Origin of the sequence: Pleomorphomonas sp. NRK KF1, from assembly GCF_023721755.1 — a bacterium.
Taxonomy (GTDB): Bacteria; Pseudomonadota; Alphaproteobacteria; order Rhizobiales; family Pleomorphomonadaceae; genus Pleomorphomonas.
In genome coordinates, this window is record NZ_JAMDLH010000002.1 from 602,617 (window position 1) to 618,753 (window position 16,137).

The 16,137-nt window shown below is 64.1% G+C and carries 14 protein-coding genes; 3 read left to right on the forward strand and 11 right to left on the reverse strand.

The window, feature by feature from the left end; translation table 11 throughout:
• Positions 1 to 17: 17 nt before the first annotated feature.
• A complete protein-coding gene (locus M4J39_RS08150; RefSeq protein WP_251727315.1) occupies positions 18 to 968 on the forward strand; it encodes a class I SAM-dependent methyltransferase in 951 nt (316 codons plus the stop codon).
• An 83-nt stretch (positions 969 to 1,051) separates the two neighbouring features.
• Here M4J39_RS08150 and M4J39_RS08155 read toward each other — a convergent pair whose 3' ends face one another.
• The 11 genes from M4J39_RS08155 to M4J39_RS08205 form a co-directional block, all read right to left on the reverse strand.
• Positions 1,052 to 1,987, reverse strand: coding sequence for an ABC transporter substrate-binding protein (locus M4J39_RS08155; RefSeq protein WP_251727316.1), 936 nt, complete (start codon positions 1,985 to 1,987; stop codon positions 1,052 to 1,054).
• 192 nt (positions 1,988 to 2,179) lie between these two features.
• Positions 2,180 to 3,184, reverse strand: a complete 1,005-nt coding sequence (locus M4J39_RS08160; RefSeq protein ID WP_251727317.1) for a ribose ABC transporter permease — start codon at positions 3,182 to 3,184, stop codon at positions 2,180 to 2,182.
• A 31-nt stretch (positions 3,185 to 3,215) separates the two neighbouring features.
• Complete coding sequence (locus M4J39_RS08165) at positions 3,216 to 4,763, reverse strand: sugar ABC transporter ATP-binding protein (protein WP_251727318.1); 1,548 nt, start codon at positions 4,761 to 4,763, stop codon at positions 3,216 to 3,218.
• Positions 4,747 to 6,015, reverse strand: coding sequence for an ROK family protein (locus tag M4J39_RS08170; RefSeq protein ID WP_251727319.1), 1,269 nt, complete (start codon positions 6,013 to 6,015; stop codon positions 4,747 to 4,749). Before M4J39_RS08170 ends, M4J39_RS08165 begins: the two co-directional genes overlap by 17 nt.
• Before the next feature lie 271 nt (positions 6,016 to 6,286).
• Positions 6,287 to 7,846 (reverse strand): D-aminopeptidase, encoded by a 1,560-nt coding sequence (locus M4J39_RS08175; RefSeq protein ID WP_251727320.1) that lies wholly within the window; start codon positions 7,844 to 7,846, stop codon positions 6,287 to 6,289.
• A gap of 85 nt (positions 7,847 to 7,931) precedes the next feature.
• Positions 7,932 to 8,750 (reverse strand): ABC transporter permease, encoded by an 819-nt coding sequence (locus M4J39_RS08180; RefSeq protein ID WP_251727321.1) that lies wholly within the window; start codon positions 8,748 to 8,750, stop codon positions 7,932 to 7,934.
• Positions 8,747 to 9,535, reverse strand: coding sequence for an ABC transporter ATP-binding protein (locus M4J39_RS08185; protein WP_251727322.1), 789 nt, complete (start codon positions 9,533 to 9,535; stop codon positions 8,747 to 8,749). Before M4J39_RS08185 ends, M4J39_RS08180 begins: the two co-directional genes overlap by 4 nt.
• Before the next feature lie 79 nt (positions 9,536 to 9,614).
• Positions 9,615 to 10,586 (reverse strand): ABC transporter substrate-binding protein, encoded by a 972-nt coding sequence (locus tag M4J39_RS08190; RefSeq protein ID WP_251727585.1) that lies wholly within the window; start codon positions 10,584 to 10,586, stop codon positions 9,615 to 9,617.
• A 250-nt stretch (positions 10,587 to 10,836) separates the two neighbouring features.
• Complete coding sequence (locus tag M4J39_RS08195) at positions 10,837 to 11,958, reverse strand: P1 family peptidase (protein WP_251727323.1); 1,122 nt, start codon at positions 11,956 to 11,958, stop codon at positions 10,837 to 10,839.
• Between the two features lie 619 nt (positions 11,959 to 12,577).
• Positions 12,578 to 13,948: a PleD family two-component system response regulator gene (locus M4J39_RS08200; protein ID WP_251727324.1), complete on the reverse strand. Its 1,371-nt coding sequence runs from the start codon at positions 13,946 to 13,948 to the stop codon at positions 12,578 to 12,580.
• Positions 13,949 to 13,973: 25 nt separating this feature from the next.
• Positions 13,974 to 14,345, reverse strand: a complete 372-nt coding sequence (locus tag M4J39_RS08205; RefSeq protein WP_101290899.1) for a response regulator — start codon at positions 14,343 to 14,345, stop codon at positions 13,974 to 13,976.
• 173 nt (positions 14,346 to 14,518) lie between these two features.
• On the opposite strand from M4J39_RS08205, the gene M4J39_RS08210 reads away from it, so the two are divergent.
• On the forward strand, positions 14,519 to 14,806 hold the full coding sequence (locus M4J39_RS08210; RefSeq protein ID WP_251727325.1) for a DUF3572 domain-containing protein: 288 nt from the start codon (positions 14,519 to 14,521) through the stop codon (positions 14,804 to 14,806).
• A gap of 39 nt (positions 14,807 to 14,845) precedes the next feature.
• Positions 14,846 to 16,132: a DNA polymerase IV gene (locus tag M4J39_RS08215; RefSeq protein ID WP_251727326.1), complete on the forward strand. Its 1,287-nt coding sequence runs from the start codon at positions 14,846 to 14,848 to the stop codon at positions 16,130 to 16,132.
• Positions 16,133 to 16,137 lie beyond the last annotated feature (5 nt).

Sequence of the window (16,137 nt, forward strand, 5' to 3'; positions counted from 1 at the left end):
CGGATCCGTGAAGAATTATGTTTGCAGATGCAACAACATTAATGTTGGAATTGCAACACCAAAAACCGTTCACTCCCAAGCAGGAGCCTGTGCGGCCCTGTTTCGCAGAAAACTTCAACCCGGAGTGTTCGACAATCAAGCCGGTTCAACCTGATCGCCACACCCTGGCGGATTCTCATGACATGCCAATCGTAGTAGGCTTGCGCGAGGTCGCAGATGCCCCCGACGCCTCATGCCTCGACTGGAGAACGATCATGACGAAGCGTCTTTATGCCGACCTTTCGGAGTGGTGGCCGCTGATGTCCCCGCCGGCCGACTACGCCAAAGAAGCGGACGAGATTGATCATCTGATCAGCGAGGCTGTTCCCGACGCCCGCCGCATTCTGGAACTCGGTTCCGGAGGTGGGCATCTGGCAGCCAATCTCAAGGCTCGTTTCGACATGACGCTGGTCGACCTGTCGCCCGCCATGCTCGCCGTCAGCAAGCGCCTCAACCCGGACTGCCGACACCTGACGGGCGACATGCGGACCTTCAGGCTCGATGAGAGCTTCGACATCGTCCTGATCCATGATGCCATCATGCACATGACGTCGGCCGACGATCTCGCGGCTGCGCTAGCCACGGCGCGCGCCCATTTGAAACCAGGCGGCATCGGCCTGTTTTGCCCCGATTGCACGCTGGAAAGCTACGAACCAGGGACGTCGTCGGGCGGGAGCGATGGACAGGGACGTGGGATGCGCTTTCTGGAATGGGATCAACCGATCCGTCCAGGCGACAACCGATATCGAGTCGATCTCGTCTATCTTCTGAAGGATGGCGACGCGCCTGTGAGGATCGAGCAGGACGGGGATGACTTTGCCGTCTATGCCCAGTCGCAATGGCTGTCGATGCTGGGCAAAGCGGGCTTCAGCGGCGTGGAACTCCATCTTGTTTCTGGGCGCGAGGTGTTTCTGGCCGGAGCCGCGTGACCCCCCGGCCTTGCCCCAAGCAAAAATCCCCGGGAAGTCTCCTCCCCGGGGATGGGTTTCAGGAAGCAACTTGCTGCCTGCGATCAGCGAGCCGCCGTCCAGCCCTTGTACTCGTTGACGTTCTCGCGCGTCACGAGCTTGGAGGGAAGCAGGGTCACCTGCTGCTCGGGCTTCTTGCCGTTGAGCAGGTCGATGCCGATCTGCGTGGCAAGCTGGGCCATGGCGTAGGGGTCCTGGCTCGACGAAGCGACGACGAGCGACGACGTATCCTTCAGCTCGGCTTCGATGTCCGGCGCACCGTCGACGGCGGTGATGAACAGGTTCGTGCGGTTGGCCTGCTTGGCGGCCAGGCTGGCGCCGATGCCCGTCGGGTCGTTGATGGCGAACACGGCGTCGATCTTCTCGAAGCGGGTCAGCATCGACTGCATGACGTTCAGGCCGCCATCGCGCGAGCCCTTGGCGTCCTGGTCGTCGGACAGCACGTTGATGCCGGAGTTGGCGCCGAACACCTTCTTGCAGCCGACGACGCGGTCGATGACGGCCGATACCTGCGGACCGTTGATGATGACGACGTCACCCTTTCCTTCAAGCTTGTCGACGATGTACTGGCAGGCGATCTCGCCGGCCTGGACGTTGTCGGTGGTCACGGTGGCGTCAGCGCCCTCGGCGGCGGTGTCGACGGCGACGACCGGAATGCCGGCGGCCTGGGCGCGGGCGATGGCGGGCGCCACGGCCTTCGGATCGGCCGGGTTGAGGAGGATCAGGTCGACGCCGGCGGCGATGAAGTTGTCGATCTGAGTGAACTGCTTGTTCATGTCGTAGTCGTAGCCGAGGGCGGTGACTTCGACGTTGGGATTGATCTCCTTGGCCTTGTCCGTCGCGCCGGTGGCGAGGGCCACGAAGAACGGGTTGCCCATCGAACCGAGCGAGATTCCGATCTTGTTGAGGTCCTTGGCCGAGGCGGCGCCGGTGAAAGCGACGGCGGCGGCGGCGGCGAGCAGAATGCTGCGAGACTTCATGACTACGTTCCTCCTTGGGATGCCGGCTGGGCCAGACGGATCTCCTCCCGTCCGACGCGCCTGCTATGTCCGGCCGGCCGCGAGGCGGTCCCGCCGGTGGATTGCAGGGGTGTTGTGGCAGCCGGTTCCTACCGGCGGATACGCCACCCCAGATGCGGAGGCGGGGTCAGCCCGCCGCCGAATTCGGTATTCTCAGGTACGCGCGCCGCCCTGCGAACGGACGCGGTCGAGCGCCACGGCGATGATGATGACGAGGCCCTTGATGATGTACTGCCAGATGTCGGAGACGCCGATCAGCACGAGGCCGTTGGACAGCACGGCGATGATCAGCGCGCCGATCAGCGTTCCCCAGATGGAGCCGACGCCGCCGGTGAACGACGTGCCGCCGAGGATGACCGCCGCGATGGCGTCGAGTTCGTAGGACTGGCCGAGCTGGGTTCCGTTGGCGGCGAACAGACGGGCCGCGCTCATCACGCCGCCGAGGCCGGCCATCAGGCCCGAGAAGCCGTAGACGAACAGGAACACCGCCCAGACCTTGATGCCCGAAAGGCGGGCGGCGCTTTCGTTGCCGCCGGTGGCGTAGATGTGCACGCCGAGCACCGTCCGCCGCAGGATGACCCAGGTGACGATCACCGACAGGAAGGCGATGATTACCAGCCAGGGGATGCCGAACAGATAGCCGTTGCCGATGAAGGCGAAGGGCAGCTGCGAGTTGAAGACGGTGGTGTCGTTGCCGAGCAGGCGGGCGACACCGCGCACGGCGGTGAGCGAGCCGAGCGTCGAGATGAACGGCGGCAGGCCGATGAAGGCGACCAGCGAACCATTGATCAGGCCGAACACCAGGCCGGCGAACAGCGCCAGCGGAATGCCGATCATGCCCATATCGGGCACCAGCGAGCCGATCACCGCCACCATGGCCGAGGCGGCGAGAATGGAGCCGACCGAGAGGTCGATGCCGCCGGTCAGGATCACCGCCGTCATGCCGCAGGCGAGCACGGTGTTGATCGACGCCTGCTGGGTCACGATCGACAGGTTTTGCGGCGAGATGAAGCGGCCGGACATCAGCTGGAAGGCGATGCCGAGCAGGATCAGGATCGGCAGCATGCCGACCGTGCGGATGATCTGCTGGATGAGGACCTGGCGATTGGCGGCGGCCTTCTCACGGGTGAGTTCGGTGGCCGAGGTTTCCTGGGACATGGCGGTTCCCTTGCTTGCGTTTCTTGTGGCGTCAGGCGGCCGGCGCGCTCGGGTGAGCGAGGCCGGCGGCCAGGGCAATGATGTTTTCCTGGGTGATCTCGACACCGGCGGTGCCCCCGACTTCGCCCACGATGTGGCCTTCGCGCATTACCAGCACGCGATCGGCGATGCCGACCACCTCCGGCATCTCCGAGGAGATGACCAGCACGCCGACGCCCGCCTGCACGAGGTCGTCGATGATGCGGTAGATCTCGGACTTGGCGCCGATGTCGACGCCGCGCGTCGGCTCGTCGAGGATCAGCACGCGTGGTCGCGTTTCCAGAAGGCGGGAGAGCAGCACCTTCTGCTGATTGCCGCCCGACAGCGATCCCACCTCGACGATCGGGCCGGCGACACGGATCGACAGCGCCTTGATGGCATCGAGCGCCCGAACTCTCGCCTTCTTGAGATCGAGAAGGCCGCCTTTGGCAGCGTCGCGACCGATCACTTGCAGGTTGATGTTCTCCTGCACCGTCATGTCGAGGAACAGACCCTGCCCTTTGCGGTCCTCGGTGAGGTAGACGATGCCGGCGTCCACCGCCTGGATCGGCCTCGCGATGTCGATCGGCTTGCCATCGAGCGCCACCGTTCCGCTCTTGCGGCTGTCGGCGCCGTAAATCAGACGGGCAAGCTCGGTGCGGCCCGAACCGACAAGGCCGGCAAGGCAGAGAACCTCCCCCTGATGCAAGTCGAACGAACAACCGCGCACGCGGTGGCCGTCGCTCATGTCGCTGACCGACAGGATGATCTCGCCCCGGCTGCCCTTGGCGTCGTGGTCCTTCTTGTAGAACTTGGAGAGGTCGCGGCCGACCATCATCTTGACCAGCTTCTCGGCCGACAGCTCGTCCCGCGTCAGCGTGCCGACGTAGCTGCCGTCCCGCAGCACCGAGCAGCGGTCGGCCAGCTCGTAGACCTCGGCCATGCGGTGCGAAATGTAGATGATGGCGAGGCCATCGGCGCGCAGTGTGCGGATGAGGTCGAACAGCTTGTCGGTTTCACGCGAGGACAGGGCCGTGGTCGGCTCGTCCATGACGAGGATGCGGGCGTTGGCGTGGATGGCGCGGGCGATCTCCACCATCTGCCGCTCGGCGATCGACAGCGTCGAGACGATGGTGGCCGGCCCGAAGGTGGCGCCCAGGCGGTCGAGAACGCCCTGGCAGTCGGCGCGCATGCGGGTCCGGTCGACCTGGCCGCCCGACGACAGCTCGCGGCCGAGATAGATGTTCTCGGCCACCGTCAGGTTGGGCGACAGGCTGAGCTCTTGGTAAATGACGGCGATGCCCTTGGTCTTGGCGCTGAGCGGACCGTCGATATGGATCACCTCGCCATTGATGCGCAGTTCGCCGCCGGGATCGGCCCGGTAGGCGCCGGACAGGATCTTCATCAGCGTCGACTTGCCGGCGCCGTTCTCGCCCATCAGCGCATGCACCTCGCCGGGGTAGACGGTCAGCTCGACGTTGGCGAGCGCCTTCACGCCCGGGAAGGTCTTGGAGATGCCGCGCATCTCGAGGATGGGGGTCGTCTCAGGCGCGGACGGCATAGTCTCTGAACTCCCTGAACATGGGCGCCGTACCGGTCAGGATCGACGAGCGCGGCGAAAAGTTGAAAAAGAGCGGCAGCGTGGCGGCGCCGAGCGCGCCAGCGCGGGCCCGGAACGAGCCGTCGAGCACCTTGGCTACGGGCACGCTTTCCGGCGTGGCCGCATCGAGCGCCTTGGCGAGGCGCTCGACGATGATCTCGACGAGGCCGCAGTCGAGGTCGCCCTCAAGAATGACCTGATCGACGTCGAGCGTCGCCGTGGTGGACAAGATGGCCGGCACGAAGGCGGCGACGGCGTCGTCGATCCACTCGTCAAACGCTGCCGGTCGAGGCTCGCGGCGGAAGAGGTCGCCGATTTCGGCCAGCGTATCCACGACGTGGCCGCGCCAGCGCAAATGGCGGCGGAGCCCGGCCAATGACGTCCGGGTGAGCAGCACGTCGAAGGAACGCTCGGGCCGAGGCGCCGACGGTAGCGTGGACGCCGGCACCGGCATCATGGCGAAGTCACCGGCATTGCCGCGACTGCCGCGCAGGCAATCGCCACCCAGCACGATGCCGCCGCCAACGGCGCCCCCGATGAAAAGGTAGATGAAGTCCGATCGCGTCCGTCCGTGTCCATAGAACAACTCGGCAATGGCAGCGGCATTGCCGTCATTCTCAAGGAAAACGGGGATGCCGGTCGCCGTCTCGAGCGCGGCGCCAAAATCGAACTCGTCCCACAAGCGGAAGGAGTTGGCCGGCAGCTCAAGCTCGCGCAACCAGCTTCCGAGATGATAGGGCTGAGCAAGGCCGATGCCTGCCAGCCGCTCCCAGCGCTCCGACCCGATCTCCTCTTCGATCGACTTGATGTCGCCGGCCACGATCGCCAGCATGTCCTTCGGCGGCGGCAGCAGCGTATCGTGCGACCGGCTGGCAAGAATGCGCCCGCCGAAATCGACGCATATCGTCTCACAGCCGACGCGATCGATGCGAACGCCGATGGAATAGGCGCCCTCGGGCGCCAGCGCCAGCATGGTGGCCGGCTGGCCGCGCTGCCCCTCGCGCTTCTTGCCAAGCTCGACCACGAGGCCGGCGGCGGCGAGATAAGCGGTGATGGCGCCGATGGCATTGTTGGTAAGACCGGCCGCCCGAGCAAGGTCGGTTTTGGACGCCTCGCCGAAACGGCGCAGCGCCTGCAACACGATCCGCTCATTGTAGAGACGAACCTGAGCAGAGTTCGACCCCTGCCCGGTCCGCATCGTGCGGGCCGACATTCTCACTCCCCCGGAGCAGAGCAAAGCAAACGACTTGTCGACTGTTGAAGGTGGCGACGACGGCCTCCCAACCGTCGTCGCCCAGCCGAGGCAAGTTCTCCCGTGCTTCCCTCGATTAATTAATTCACGATGAAGAACCTAGGTCCGATGTGTGAGACCGTCAATTCAGCCAAAAGAATGAAACACATCCGGTTGACGCAACGGACGAATTGCCGCATCGCGCGCAAGCACGGTAGGTAACAATTATGAATTGTTTCAAGCGATAGGACGGTCAGACGAGCCGCGCGAACGTAACGTTTCGGGCCAACCAGCAACCGAGAGTGAGCCCCTCGACGGCACCGCTCGCCGCGCGGCGAACCTGCACCGTCCAGTCACCGGGAGCCGGCGCATCCATGCCGCGTGGCGTCGCCAGCTTCCAGACATCGCCGGCGAACGGTCGTATCTGGTGCATCGGCCCCCGGCCGAGAAAGCCGTCGAACCGGCCCGCAAAGGCCGGACCAACGGCTTCGATCTCCAGCACGGACTCTGTCTCCGCCGACCAGTAGCGACCGGCGATATCCGCCGAGGGAGCGCCGGCAAGCCGCGCTGCCATGCCGCGCAGATTGTCGCCCGGGCGCTCCAGTCGCAGACCGCCGCCCTCGCGGGAAAGGCTCATCCCTACCGAGCGCGCCACGCCGTCCTCCCCGAGAGACAGTACTTCCGGGCCACCGCCCATATTGGCGAGAACGGCATTTCCGTGAGTGGTCACTTCGACCGAGAGACCCGACTCCGGTTCGAGATAGGCGCCCGCCCAGCCCTCGCCGACCGGTGCGCCGCTACGCGGCGACGACGGCCGACCGAGCGCCGCGCGCATCACAAAAAGCGCCGCGGCGTGAGCATCGGCCTCGTGGTTGAACATCACGACAACCGACAGCCGCTCGGCCGCCGCGTAGAGGCGACGGATGCGGAAGCCCCGCAACGCCCCGCCATGACCGGTGATGGCGACGTCGTCGATTCGATCTTGAGCAAGGCCCATGCCGTAGCGGGCTGGACGCCCGTCGGCAAAGGCCGTCGGCGCCGACAGTCGCCCATAGAGACCATTCGCATCGTTGCGGGTGCGATCGATGAAACCTTCCCACGCGAGCATGTCGTCGAGCGTCGCCGCGACGCCGGCGTCACCCGTCCAGAAGATGCGATTCGTCGCCGGGAACCAGCCGAGCGCCGGGCTCCCCTCGTAACCGACAGTCCCGTTGAGCGGCGACGCCGTATCCGAGGCAAGACGGGCATCGTGCATGCCGGCAGGCCCGAAAATGTGGCGGCGATAAAGCTCAGCCAAAGAACGGCCGGAGTGATCTTCCAGGAGATCCGACAGGATTCGGTAGTTGCCGTTGGAGTATGAATACTGACTGCCCGGCTCGAAGTGGGTCGTCTTCATGCGGGCGAACAAAGGCCTCGCGTCCTCGCGACGGAAGGCGCCCTCGTGGTGAGCACCGTGGAGCACGGTGAGCGCCCAGTAATCGCGCAGGCCCGAGCGGTTGTCGCAGAGTTCGCGCACGGTTGGCCGCCGGCCCTGCAGATTTGGCAAGAAGTCGCCGAGTCGGTCATCAAGAGCCGCCGGGTCGCCAACGAGATCGAGCAAGACGCCACAGGTCATCTGCTTGCTGATGGAACAGATCGGCAGAAGGCGGCGCGGTGTCATCGCCAGGCCAGCATCCTGATCGGCGTAGCCCCACGCCTCCCGAACGATGACCTCGCCATCCTTCATCACGCCGACCGTGCCACCCGGCCCCTTGAAGCGCTCCGGCAGCGAAGCCACGGCGGCGGCAAGGGCGGCACGATCTATCGATGACATCTTCACTCTTCCTTCGGATTGACCAAGCGCAGCTAAGGCAGCAAACCCTTGCCGCGCAAGGCCGTTCCAGCCGAAGTTCGTTCCCTCAGTGCGACATTGAGGACCGGTGCGCCCATCCGGTCATGCGCTTTTCCACCCAGGCCATGATCGAGTACATGACGATACCCTCGACGGCGAGCGCCAACAGACCGGCGAATACCAGGGGAACGTTGAACTGGCTCTGTGCTGAACTCATCAGGTTGCCGAGCCCATAGTTCGACGCCACCGTCTCCGAGACCACCGAGCCGACGAAGGCAAGCGTGATCGCGACCTTCAGCGAGCCGAAAAAGTAAGGCATAGAGCGAGGGATGCCGACCTTCAGCATGATGTCGAGCTTCTTGGCGCCAAGTGCCCTCAGCACGTCCTCGGTTTCCGGCTCGATGGTGGCGAGACCGGTGGCGACGTTGACGACGATGGGAAAGAAGGAAATCAGGAAGGCCGTCAGCATGGCCGGCACGGCGCCGATGCCGAACCAGATGACGAGGATGGGCACCACCGCCACCTTGGGCACGGCGTTGAAGCCGATCATCAGCGGATAGAGGCCGGCATAGATCACCTTCGACCAGCCGATGAAAAGACCAAGGGCGAGACCGCCGACCACCGCCATCAGGAAGCCCAGCGTGGTGGTGTAGAGCGTCTGCAGCGAGTTTTTCCAGAGCGGCGACCAATACTGATAGAAGGCGGCGAAGATGCGTGAGGGGGCCGGCAGAATGGTATAGGGCAGATCGAAAACTCGGACCGCCGCCTCCCAGATGGCGAACAGGGCGATGGTATAGAGCCAGGGAGAGGCCCTCACCCAGTCGATGCGGGCGACCAGAGGCTTTGTCCGCTCGGGCTTCTGAATGTCCTCGACAACGGCGCTCATGCGGCCCTCCTCGCGTTGGCGATCTCGCCATGCAGTTCGTGAACGACGTCGTTGAAGGCCTTGTCGTAGGTGATCTCGAGGTCGCGCGGCCGCGCGAAGGGTACGCGGTGCTCGCGCAATACCCGACCGGGACGGGCGCTCATCACCAGGATCTTGTCGGCGAGGAACACCGCTTCGCGCAGGTCGTGCGTGACGAGAATGATCGTGACGTCCTGCTCGGCATGCAGGTCGCGAATGACGCACCAGAGCTCTTCGCGCGTGAAGGCATCGAGAGCGCCGAACGGCTCGTCCAGCATCAGAAGCTGCGGCTCGTGAATCAGGGCCCGGCAGAGGTTGGCGCGCTGCTGCATGCCGCCGGAGAGCTGCCAGGGATACTTCGAACCGAAGCCCTTGAGGCCGACCACTTCGAGCAAATGCTCGGCCTTCTCGACATACTCGGCCTTGTGGGCGCGAAGCCGCTTGCGGTGCTTCTCGACGATCTCGAGCGGTAGCAGGATGTTGTCGAGCGTGGTGCGCCAAGGCAGCATACTGGGGTTCTGGAAGGCCATGCCGACGATGCTCACCGGTTCGGTGACGTGCTGGCCGGCCACGATGACGTTGCCCGCCTGCGGAATGTGCAGCCCGGTGACAAGGCGCATCAGCGTCGACTTGCCGCAACCGGAGGGACCGACGACGGCGGCGAACTCGCCCTTGTCGACCTTGAAGGTGAGATCGGCCACGGCCAGCGTTCCGCTTGCCCCGCCATAGCGCATGTCGACGTTTTCGATGGAGACGAGATGGGTCATGTGTCTCGCGTTTCGGGCTCGCGGTTCAGGGAAAACGCAAGACCGGCCGAGAGAGCTCGGCCGGTCGACGACATCTTGATCAGGGCAGCTTGCGCTCGCCTTCCGGCGGCAGGAAGCTGGCGTCGAAAACCTTGTCGGCGGTCACCGCGCCCTTGAGGCCCATCGAGGTCTTCAACGTCTCGATGGAGGCGGCGAGCCGCTCCGGATCGACGCCCCCCATGCCATGCTCGACGACATAAGGCGTCTTGATGTTCTGGGCGTTGGCCATGGTGAGGCGCTCAAGCTCGATGTCGGGGTTCAGCGTCTCGTTGCGCTTCAGCACGGCGTCGACACCCTCCTGCGGGTTGGCGACGGCGTCGGCAAAGCCCTTGGCGAGCGCCTTGAGCACGCCTTTCACCACTTCGGGGTTGGCGGCGGCAAAGTCGGTGTTCACCGTAACGGTGTTGCCGTAGAGGTTGAGGCCATGCTCGGCCATCAGGATGGGCGTGATATCGTCGGCCGGCACGCCCTGGGCCTTGAGATTCAGGATCACCGAGAACGAGAAGCCGAAGACGGCGTCGACGTCGCCCTTGGCGAGCATCGGTTCGCGCACCGGGAAGCCGACCGACTCGAGCGTGATGTTGCTGTCGTCGATACCGGCGACGGCCTTGAAGGCCTTCCACTGGGCGAAGGCGCCATCCGGCGGCGGCGCGCCGAGCTTCTTGCCTTCGAGCGACTTCGGATCGTCGGTGATGCCAAGCGACTTGCGACCGACGATGGCGAAGGTCGGGCGGTCGTAGACCATGAAAACGCCCTTGATCTTCTGCGACGGATCTTCGTCGAGCAGCTTGATCAGCGAGTTGATGTCGCCGAAACCCATGTCGTAGGTGCCAGTAGCGACGCGCGAGATGGCCTCCACAGAGCCATTGCCGCTGTCGATGGTGACATCCAGCCCTTCGGCCTTGAAGTAACCCTTGTCGAGCGCCAGCAGGAAGCCGGCCGCCGGTCCCTCGAACTTCCAATCGAGCGTGAACTTGACCGGCGTATCGGCGAAGGCGGCCGGTGCGGCCATAAGCGAGGCGACCCCCGCGAGACCGACAAACGCGGCTCTCGCGGCAAGGCTGCGGGCGGATTTCAGCATGACGTTCCCCTTATAGGCTTGTAATGACGCCATTTTGCCGGGGAAGTGGTCAGAAATGCAAGCCAAATTGCTCAATGTCTAAGCAAAATGCAATTTGCCTACACATTAGGCTTTGTTTCGAGCCTCTCTGCCTGCCGCACGTGCACTCGGCTGTGGATAGCGCGGGCAGAGGTTCGCGCCCCTAGCTGGTTCGCCCAAATTTCGCCTCCAACCAGGCGTGCGGCAGGGCCGGCATGAAGTTGTCATCCCGGCCGGTCATGTCGGCGCTCGCGACGAGTGCGTTGAGGATCGCCTCCTCGACGGCCTGGACCGTGGCGTCGAAAAAGGGATCGATATCGGCATCGGGGATCGAGACCAGTGAAGCGAGGCGACCAGAACGACCGGCGGCGGCCTCGGCATTGGCGGTCGAGAAGGCCAGGAAGATGTCGCCCGACGAATTGTAGCCGAGCCCGCCTGTCCAGGCGATGCCGAGGGGCACCCGCCGGGCAATCCGCTTCAGTTGATGCGGCAGAAGCGGCGCGTCGGTGGCGACGATGGCGATGATCGAACTTTTCTCCGCGCGGGGCGTGCGCTCGATCGGACGAGGTTCGGCAAGTTCCGCTCCGGCGCGATAGCCCCGGATCATGAGATTGCTGCGCTTGCCGAAGTTGCTCTGAACGAACACGCCAAGCGTGAAGGTCTCTTCCGCCCAATGGACGAGGCGGGATGCCGTGCCGGAGCCGGCCTTGAACTCGAAGGTGCACATGCCGGTTCCACCGCCGACCGACCCTTCGTCGATCGGCCCGGAGATGGCGCCGTCAAGGGCGGCGAAGACATGCCCCTCCGTCAGATGATGGCCGTTGATGTCGTTGAGAAAGCCATCGTAGGTCTCGCCGGCCACCGGCAAGCCCCAGGCCGAAGCAAGAGCCTCCGGCCTGTTGGCCGCCACCCACTTCAGCGTCGCGTCACGGGCAACACCAAGGGAGTGCGTGTTGGTGATGGTGATCGGCAGGCTGAAGGCGCCAACCTCTTCAACGAGATGGATGCCGGTCAGTTCGCCGTTGCCATTACCCGAGAAGAAGCCGGCATGGCAGGGACAGGCGATATCGGCGTGTGGGCGAGGCAAGATGGCCGTCACACCTGTCCGCACCGGACCATGGCCGACGTTCAGCGGCCCATCCCCCGAAATCAGGGTCGTGTAGCCGACGCTGACGCCCGGCACATCGGTAATGGCGTTGAACCGCCCCGGTTCGCCATCGAAGGGAATGGCGAAGGCCCGAGCCCGCGGCCGGCTTGTTGGCGTCGAGAGATGAAAATCGGTCACGATGGATACGTCTCCGGAGCGGCACGCAAAATCGGAAACGCAGGATAGGCACCGGCCGAACCGGAAAGGCAAGAGTGGTCGATCGATGCCGGGTCAACGAGGAGGCCACTCTCGCCGGCATCGATCGACCGACCCGACAAGACCAGGAGATGCGGCGGACCTGGCTTCACCGGGTTTTAGTTGGAAAGCAATTGTACTCTTTCCAAAATCTCTAGACTATCAACAATATTGTTCTAGCGTTTTAACGAGTTGTTTACAACAACATACGGACACGACACCGCCGTCCAGTAAGTTAATCATAAAAAAGTAACCTTAATTCATGCCTCGACGGCTTTCCGGCGAGAGGCGCTCCGGTCGCCCCAACCGAGCACAGAGCGATATCAAGCCGCTCACGCCGTTGTTTCTCAAAAGGGGTTCGGGCCGAGAAGTCAGCGCCTCCTCGGCTGATACCGTTTCCGTCGGGTTTCGACCTTTCGGGCGGAACCTGACGGAAGCGGAAGCGCCCGACCGGGCGCCGGCCGGTCAGGCCGAAACCCGCTTGAGCCGGATAAGTCCGGATCAAGCGGAACGCGTATGAGGCCTCTAGCTGGCCTGACAAACGATCCGGACGAACTTGCGATCAGGCGGCAGCGAGAACGACGCGGTTCCGCCCTTCCGCCTTGGCGCGATAGAGGGCGTTGTCGGCGCGCTTCAGCAGCGACTCCGGTGTATCGCCGTCATGCAGAATGTAGGCGGCGCCAACGGAAATGGTCACGTCGACGAACTCCGCCCCGCCGTGGATGGCAAAGGGATCGCGGGCGATCTTGGTACGCAGACGTTCGGCGACGATGGACGCGATGCCGTAGTCGGTTTCCGGCATGACGATCACAAACTCCTCGCCGCCGAAGCGGCAGGGCAGATCGAGAGCGCGCAGATTGCGGCGAATGCGGGTGGCGAACTCCCTGAGGATCTCGTCGCCGGCATCATGACCGTGAGTGTCATTGACCTTCTTGAAGTAGTCGATGTCGATGATCAGCAGCGACAGATCGCCCTTCTTCTCGCCGGCGCGCTCGACGAGCGCGGCGAGATGCGAGTCAAGGTAACGACGATTGTAGAGGCCCGTCAGCGCATCGGTGATGGCAAGCTCCATCGTCTGCAGCACGCTGGCGCGCAAGCGATCGGTATAGCGCTTGCGGCGGATCTGGGTCCGGCAACGGGCGATGAGCTCCTGAGCGTCAACCGGCCGGATCAGATAGTCATTGATGCCGAGCTCGAGGCCGCGCGTCAGCCGGCTACCTTCATCCGGGTCGGCGATCAGCAGGATCGGCAGCAAGCGTGTCCTGTCGAGCGATCGCAACTGCGAGCAAAGGCGGAGCGCATCGTAGTCGTCGAGCCCCATGGAGATCATGGCGAGGTCATAATCGCCCTCGGCAGCGCGGAACAACGCCTCCTGCGGGTTGGTCTCGATGTCAACGGCCATCTCGCTGGACAGCGCCTGAGCGATCCGCACGTAAGCCGAGCGGCGGTCCTCGACGAGCAGCACGCGGCCGGGCGCGCGCGCGGTGAGATCGGCGTAGGTCATCGCCCGGTCGAAGGCGACCGAACCCTGGCTGGCCCTGAGATCGAGCTCGTCGGTAAGCTGCTTGAGGCGAACGAGGCTCTTCACGCGGGTAATGAGCTGGGTGTCGGAGACAGGCTTGGTGAGGAAATCGTCGGCGCCTGCCTCAAGGCCGTGGACGCGATCGGCGGGCTGGTCGAGCGCGGTGACCATGATCACCGGCAGTTGGGTCGTTTTCGGATTGGCGCGAATGCGGCGGCAGACTTCGAAACCATCCATCCCCGGCATCATCACATCGAGAAGGACGATGTCGTAGGCGGCGTTGTCGAGCATCGCCAGCGCCTCGGCGCCCGACGTCGCGGTATGAACATCGAAGTATTCGGCGGTGAGGCGAGCCTCCATGAGGCGCACGTTGACCAATATGTCGTCGACAACAAGAATACGCGCTGTCATCACACACTTCCGTTCCGACCGGCGCTTACTGGTCGCCGATATACGTCCGCACCGTCTCGATGAACTTTGAAACCGAAATCGGCTTGGAAATATAAGCCTCGCAGCCGCCCTGGCGAATGCGCTCCTCGTCGCCCTTCATGGCAAAGGCGGTGACCGCGACCACGGGGATGGAGCGCAGCTCGTCATCTTCCTTCAGCCACTTGGTGACCTCCAGCCCCGACACTTCGGGCAGCTGGATGTCCATGAGAATGAGGTCCGGCCGGTGGGTGCGCACCAGATCCAGAGCTTCTATCCCATTGCGTGTTTGAATCGTGCGATAACCATGCGCTTCCAGGAGATCGTGGAAGAGCTTCATGTTGAGCTCGTTGTCCTCGACGATGAGAACTGTCTTGGCCATTCGACTCTCTTTCCGCCTTGCGCACCGGTTTTGCCGGGTGCTTGGCGGTTTTCATTCCGGCACGCTCGGCTCGTACGCAGGAACGACTTCCGGTGGGGATAGGTTGCCGCACTGATTCCAGTATAACAAATATAGTACGGATTCCTTTAGCAATCCCAAACGGTGGATCGAATATGCCCATTGGTAAAAGACTTACCATCGACGCGGCGGAGGAGTTGGCCATTTCCGCCCTCGCCTACCTTGCTGGAAATCCGGATGCGCTTGGTCGCTTCCTGTCACTTTCCGGCATTGGGCCAGCCGATCTTCGGGCGGCGGCGCGCGAACCCGGCTTTCTCGCCGGGGTGCTGGAATTCTTCCTGGCCGACGAGTCGCTGCTGCTCTCCTTCGTCGAGGCGGCCGAGGTGAGGCCGACCATGATCGCAGCGGCACGCCACGCGCTGGCCGGCGACAGCGAGTTCTGATCGACCGGCTGGGAGACGGCGAGCCGCCGGGAGGCGAACATGTCCCAAGCATCGGACGGCTTTTGCAGGGATTGCCTGGCCCCGGTTCCGGGCGAGGGGCGCCGGTGCCCAGCCTGCGGCGGCCCGCGCCTCATCCGCCATCCCGACCTTCATCGCCTGGTCATCGCGCATGTCGATTGCGACGCCTTCTACGCCTCGGTTGAAAAACGGGACGACCCGTCGCTTGCCACCAAGCCGTTGATCATCGGCGGCGGCAAGCGTGGCGTCGTGTCGACGGCCTGCTATATCGCCCGCATCAGCGGCGTGCGCTCGGCAATGCCCATGTTCAAGGCCCTGCAGCTTTGTCCCGAGGCGGTTGTGATCCGGCCCAACATGGAGAAATACGCGCGCGTCGGCCGGGAGATTCGGCGGCGGATGCTCGAACTGACCCCGCTCGTCGAGCCGCTGTCCATCGACGAAGCCTTTCTCGACTTGTCGGGCACCGAGAAGCTGCATCGCGCCAGCCCCGCGCTTGTGCTGGCCCGCTTCGCCCGGGACGTGGAGCGCGAGGTCGGCATCACCGTTTCCGTGGGGCTCGCCGCGAACAAGTTTCTTGCCAAGATCGCCTCCGATCTCGACAAGCCCAGGGGCTTTTCGGTGATCGGACAGTCGGAAGCGGCAGCTTTCCTGGCACCCCGTCCCGTGACCACGATCTGGGGCGTCGGCCGCGCCTTCTCCGAGCGCCTTGCTGCGGACGGCTTCCGGACGGTTGGCGACCTGCAGGCCGCCGACCCCGCCCGGCTCACCAGCCGCTACGGCGCGCTCGGTCTCAGGATCGTGAAGCTGTCGCGCGGCGAGGACAGCCGGCACGTCGTTCCCAACTCGAAACGCAAGAGCGTCGGCTCGGAGGTGACATTCTTCGAAGATCTGGCCGACCTCCGCGATCTCCGGCCGATCCTGCGCGAACAGGCGGAGCGCGTTTCCTTCGGCCTCAAGCATGAGGACATCGCCGGCTCCACGGTGACGCTGAAGCTCAAGACGGCCGATTTCAAGCTGAGAACCCGGGCGCGGCGCCTTGCCGACCCCACTCAGCTCGCCGACCGCATCTTCACGGCGGCCGACGCTCTCCTCGCCGAAGAGGCGCACGGCCAGAAATACCGGCTCCTCGGCGTCTCGGTCTCGGATCTCTGCGAAAGCCGCTTCGCCGATCCGGCCGATCTCGTCGATCAGAAGGCAACGCGCAAGGCAGCCGCCGAGCGCGCCATGGACGAAGTCAGGCAGAAATTCGGCAAGCATGCACTCGAAACCGGCCTGGTTTTCGGCAACCACCGCCGCCACAAGGAGTGATGGCG

What these genes read in the sequence shown, in the direction of transcription:
- M4J39_RS08150 (WP_251727315.1), top strand. Translation starts at nt 18, where the DNA reads ATGTTTGCAGATGCAACAACATTAATGTTGGAATTGCAACACCAAAAA.
- M4J39_RS08155 (WP_251727316.1), bottom strand. Translation starts at nt 1,987, where the DNA reads ATGAAGTCTCGCAGCATTCTGCTCGCCGCCGCCGCCGCCGTCGCTTTC.
- M4J39_RS08160 (WP_251727317.1), bottom strand. Translation starts at nt 3,184, where the DNA reads ATGTCCCAGGAAACCTCGGCCACCGAACTCACCCGTGAGAAGGCCGCC.
- M4J39_RS08165 (WP_251727318.1), bottom strand. Translation starts at nt 4,763, where the DNA reads ATGCCGTCCGCGCCTGAGACGACCCCCATCCTCGAGATGCGCGGCATC.
- M4J39_RS08170 (WP_251727319.1), bottom strand. Translation starts at nt 6,015, where the DNA reads ATGTCGGCCCGCACGATGCGGACCGGGCAGGGGTCGAACTCTGCTCAG.
- M4J39_RS08175 (WP_251727320.1), bottom strand. Translation starts at nt 7,846, where the DNA reads ATGTCATCGATAGATCGTGCCGCCCTTGCCGCCGCCGTGGCTTCGCTG.
- M4J39_RS08180 (WP_251727321.1), bottom strand. Translation starts at nt 8,750, where the DNA reads ATGAGCGCCGTTGTCGAGGACATTCAGAAGCCCGAGCGGACAAAGCCT.
- M4J39_RS08185 (WP_251727322.1), bottom strand. Translation starts at nt 9,535, where the DNA reads ATGACCCATCTCGTCTCCATCGAAAACGTCGACATGCGCTATGGCGGG.
- M4J39_RS08190 (WP_251727585.1), bottom strand. Translation starts at nt 10,586, where the DNA reads ATGGCCGCACCGGCCGCCTTCGCCGATACGCCGGTCAAGTTCACGCTC.
- M4J39_RS08200 (WP_251727324.1), bottom strand. Translation starts at nt 13,948, where the DNA reads ATGACAGCGCGTATTCTTGTTGTCGACGACATATTGGTCAACGTGCGC.
- M4J39_RS08205 (WP_101290899.1), bottom strand. Translation starts at nt 14,345, where the DNA reads ATGGCCAAGACAGTTCTCATCGTCGAGGACAACGAGCTCAACATGAAG.
- M4J39_RS08210 (WP_251727325.1), top strand. Translation starts at nt 14,519, where the DNA reads ATGCCCATTGGTAAAAGACTTACCATCGACGCGGCGGAGGAGTTGGCC.
- M4J39_RS08215 (WP_251727326.1), top strand. Translation starts at nt 14,846, where the DNA reads ATGTCCCAAGCATCGGACGGCTTTTGCAGGGATTGCCTGGCCCCGGTT.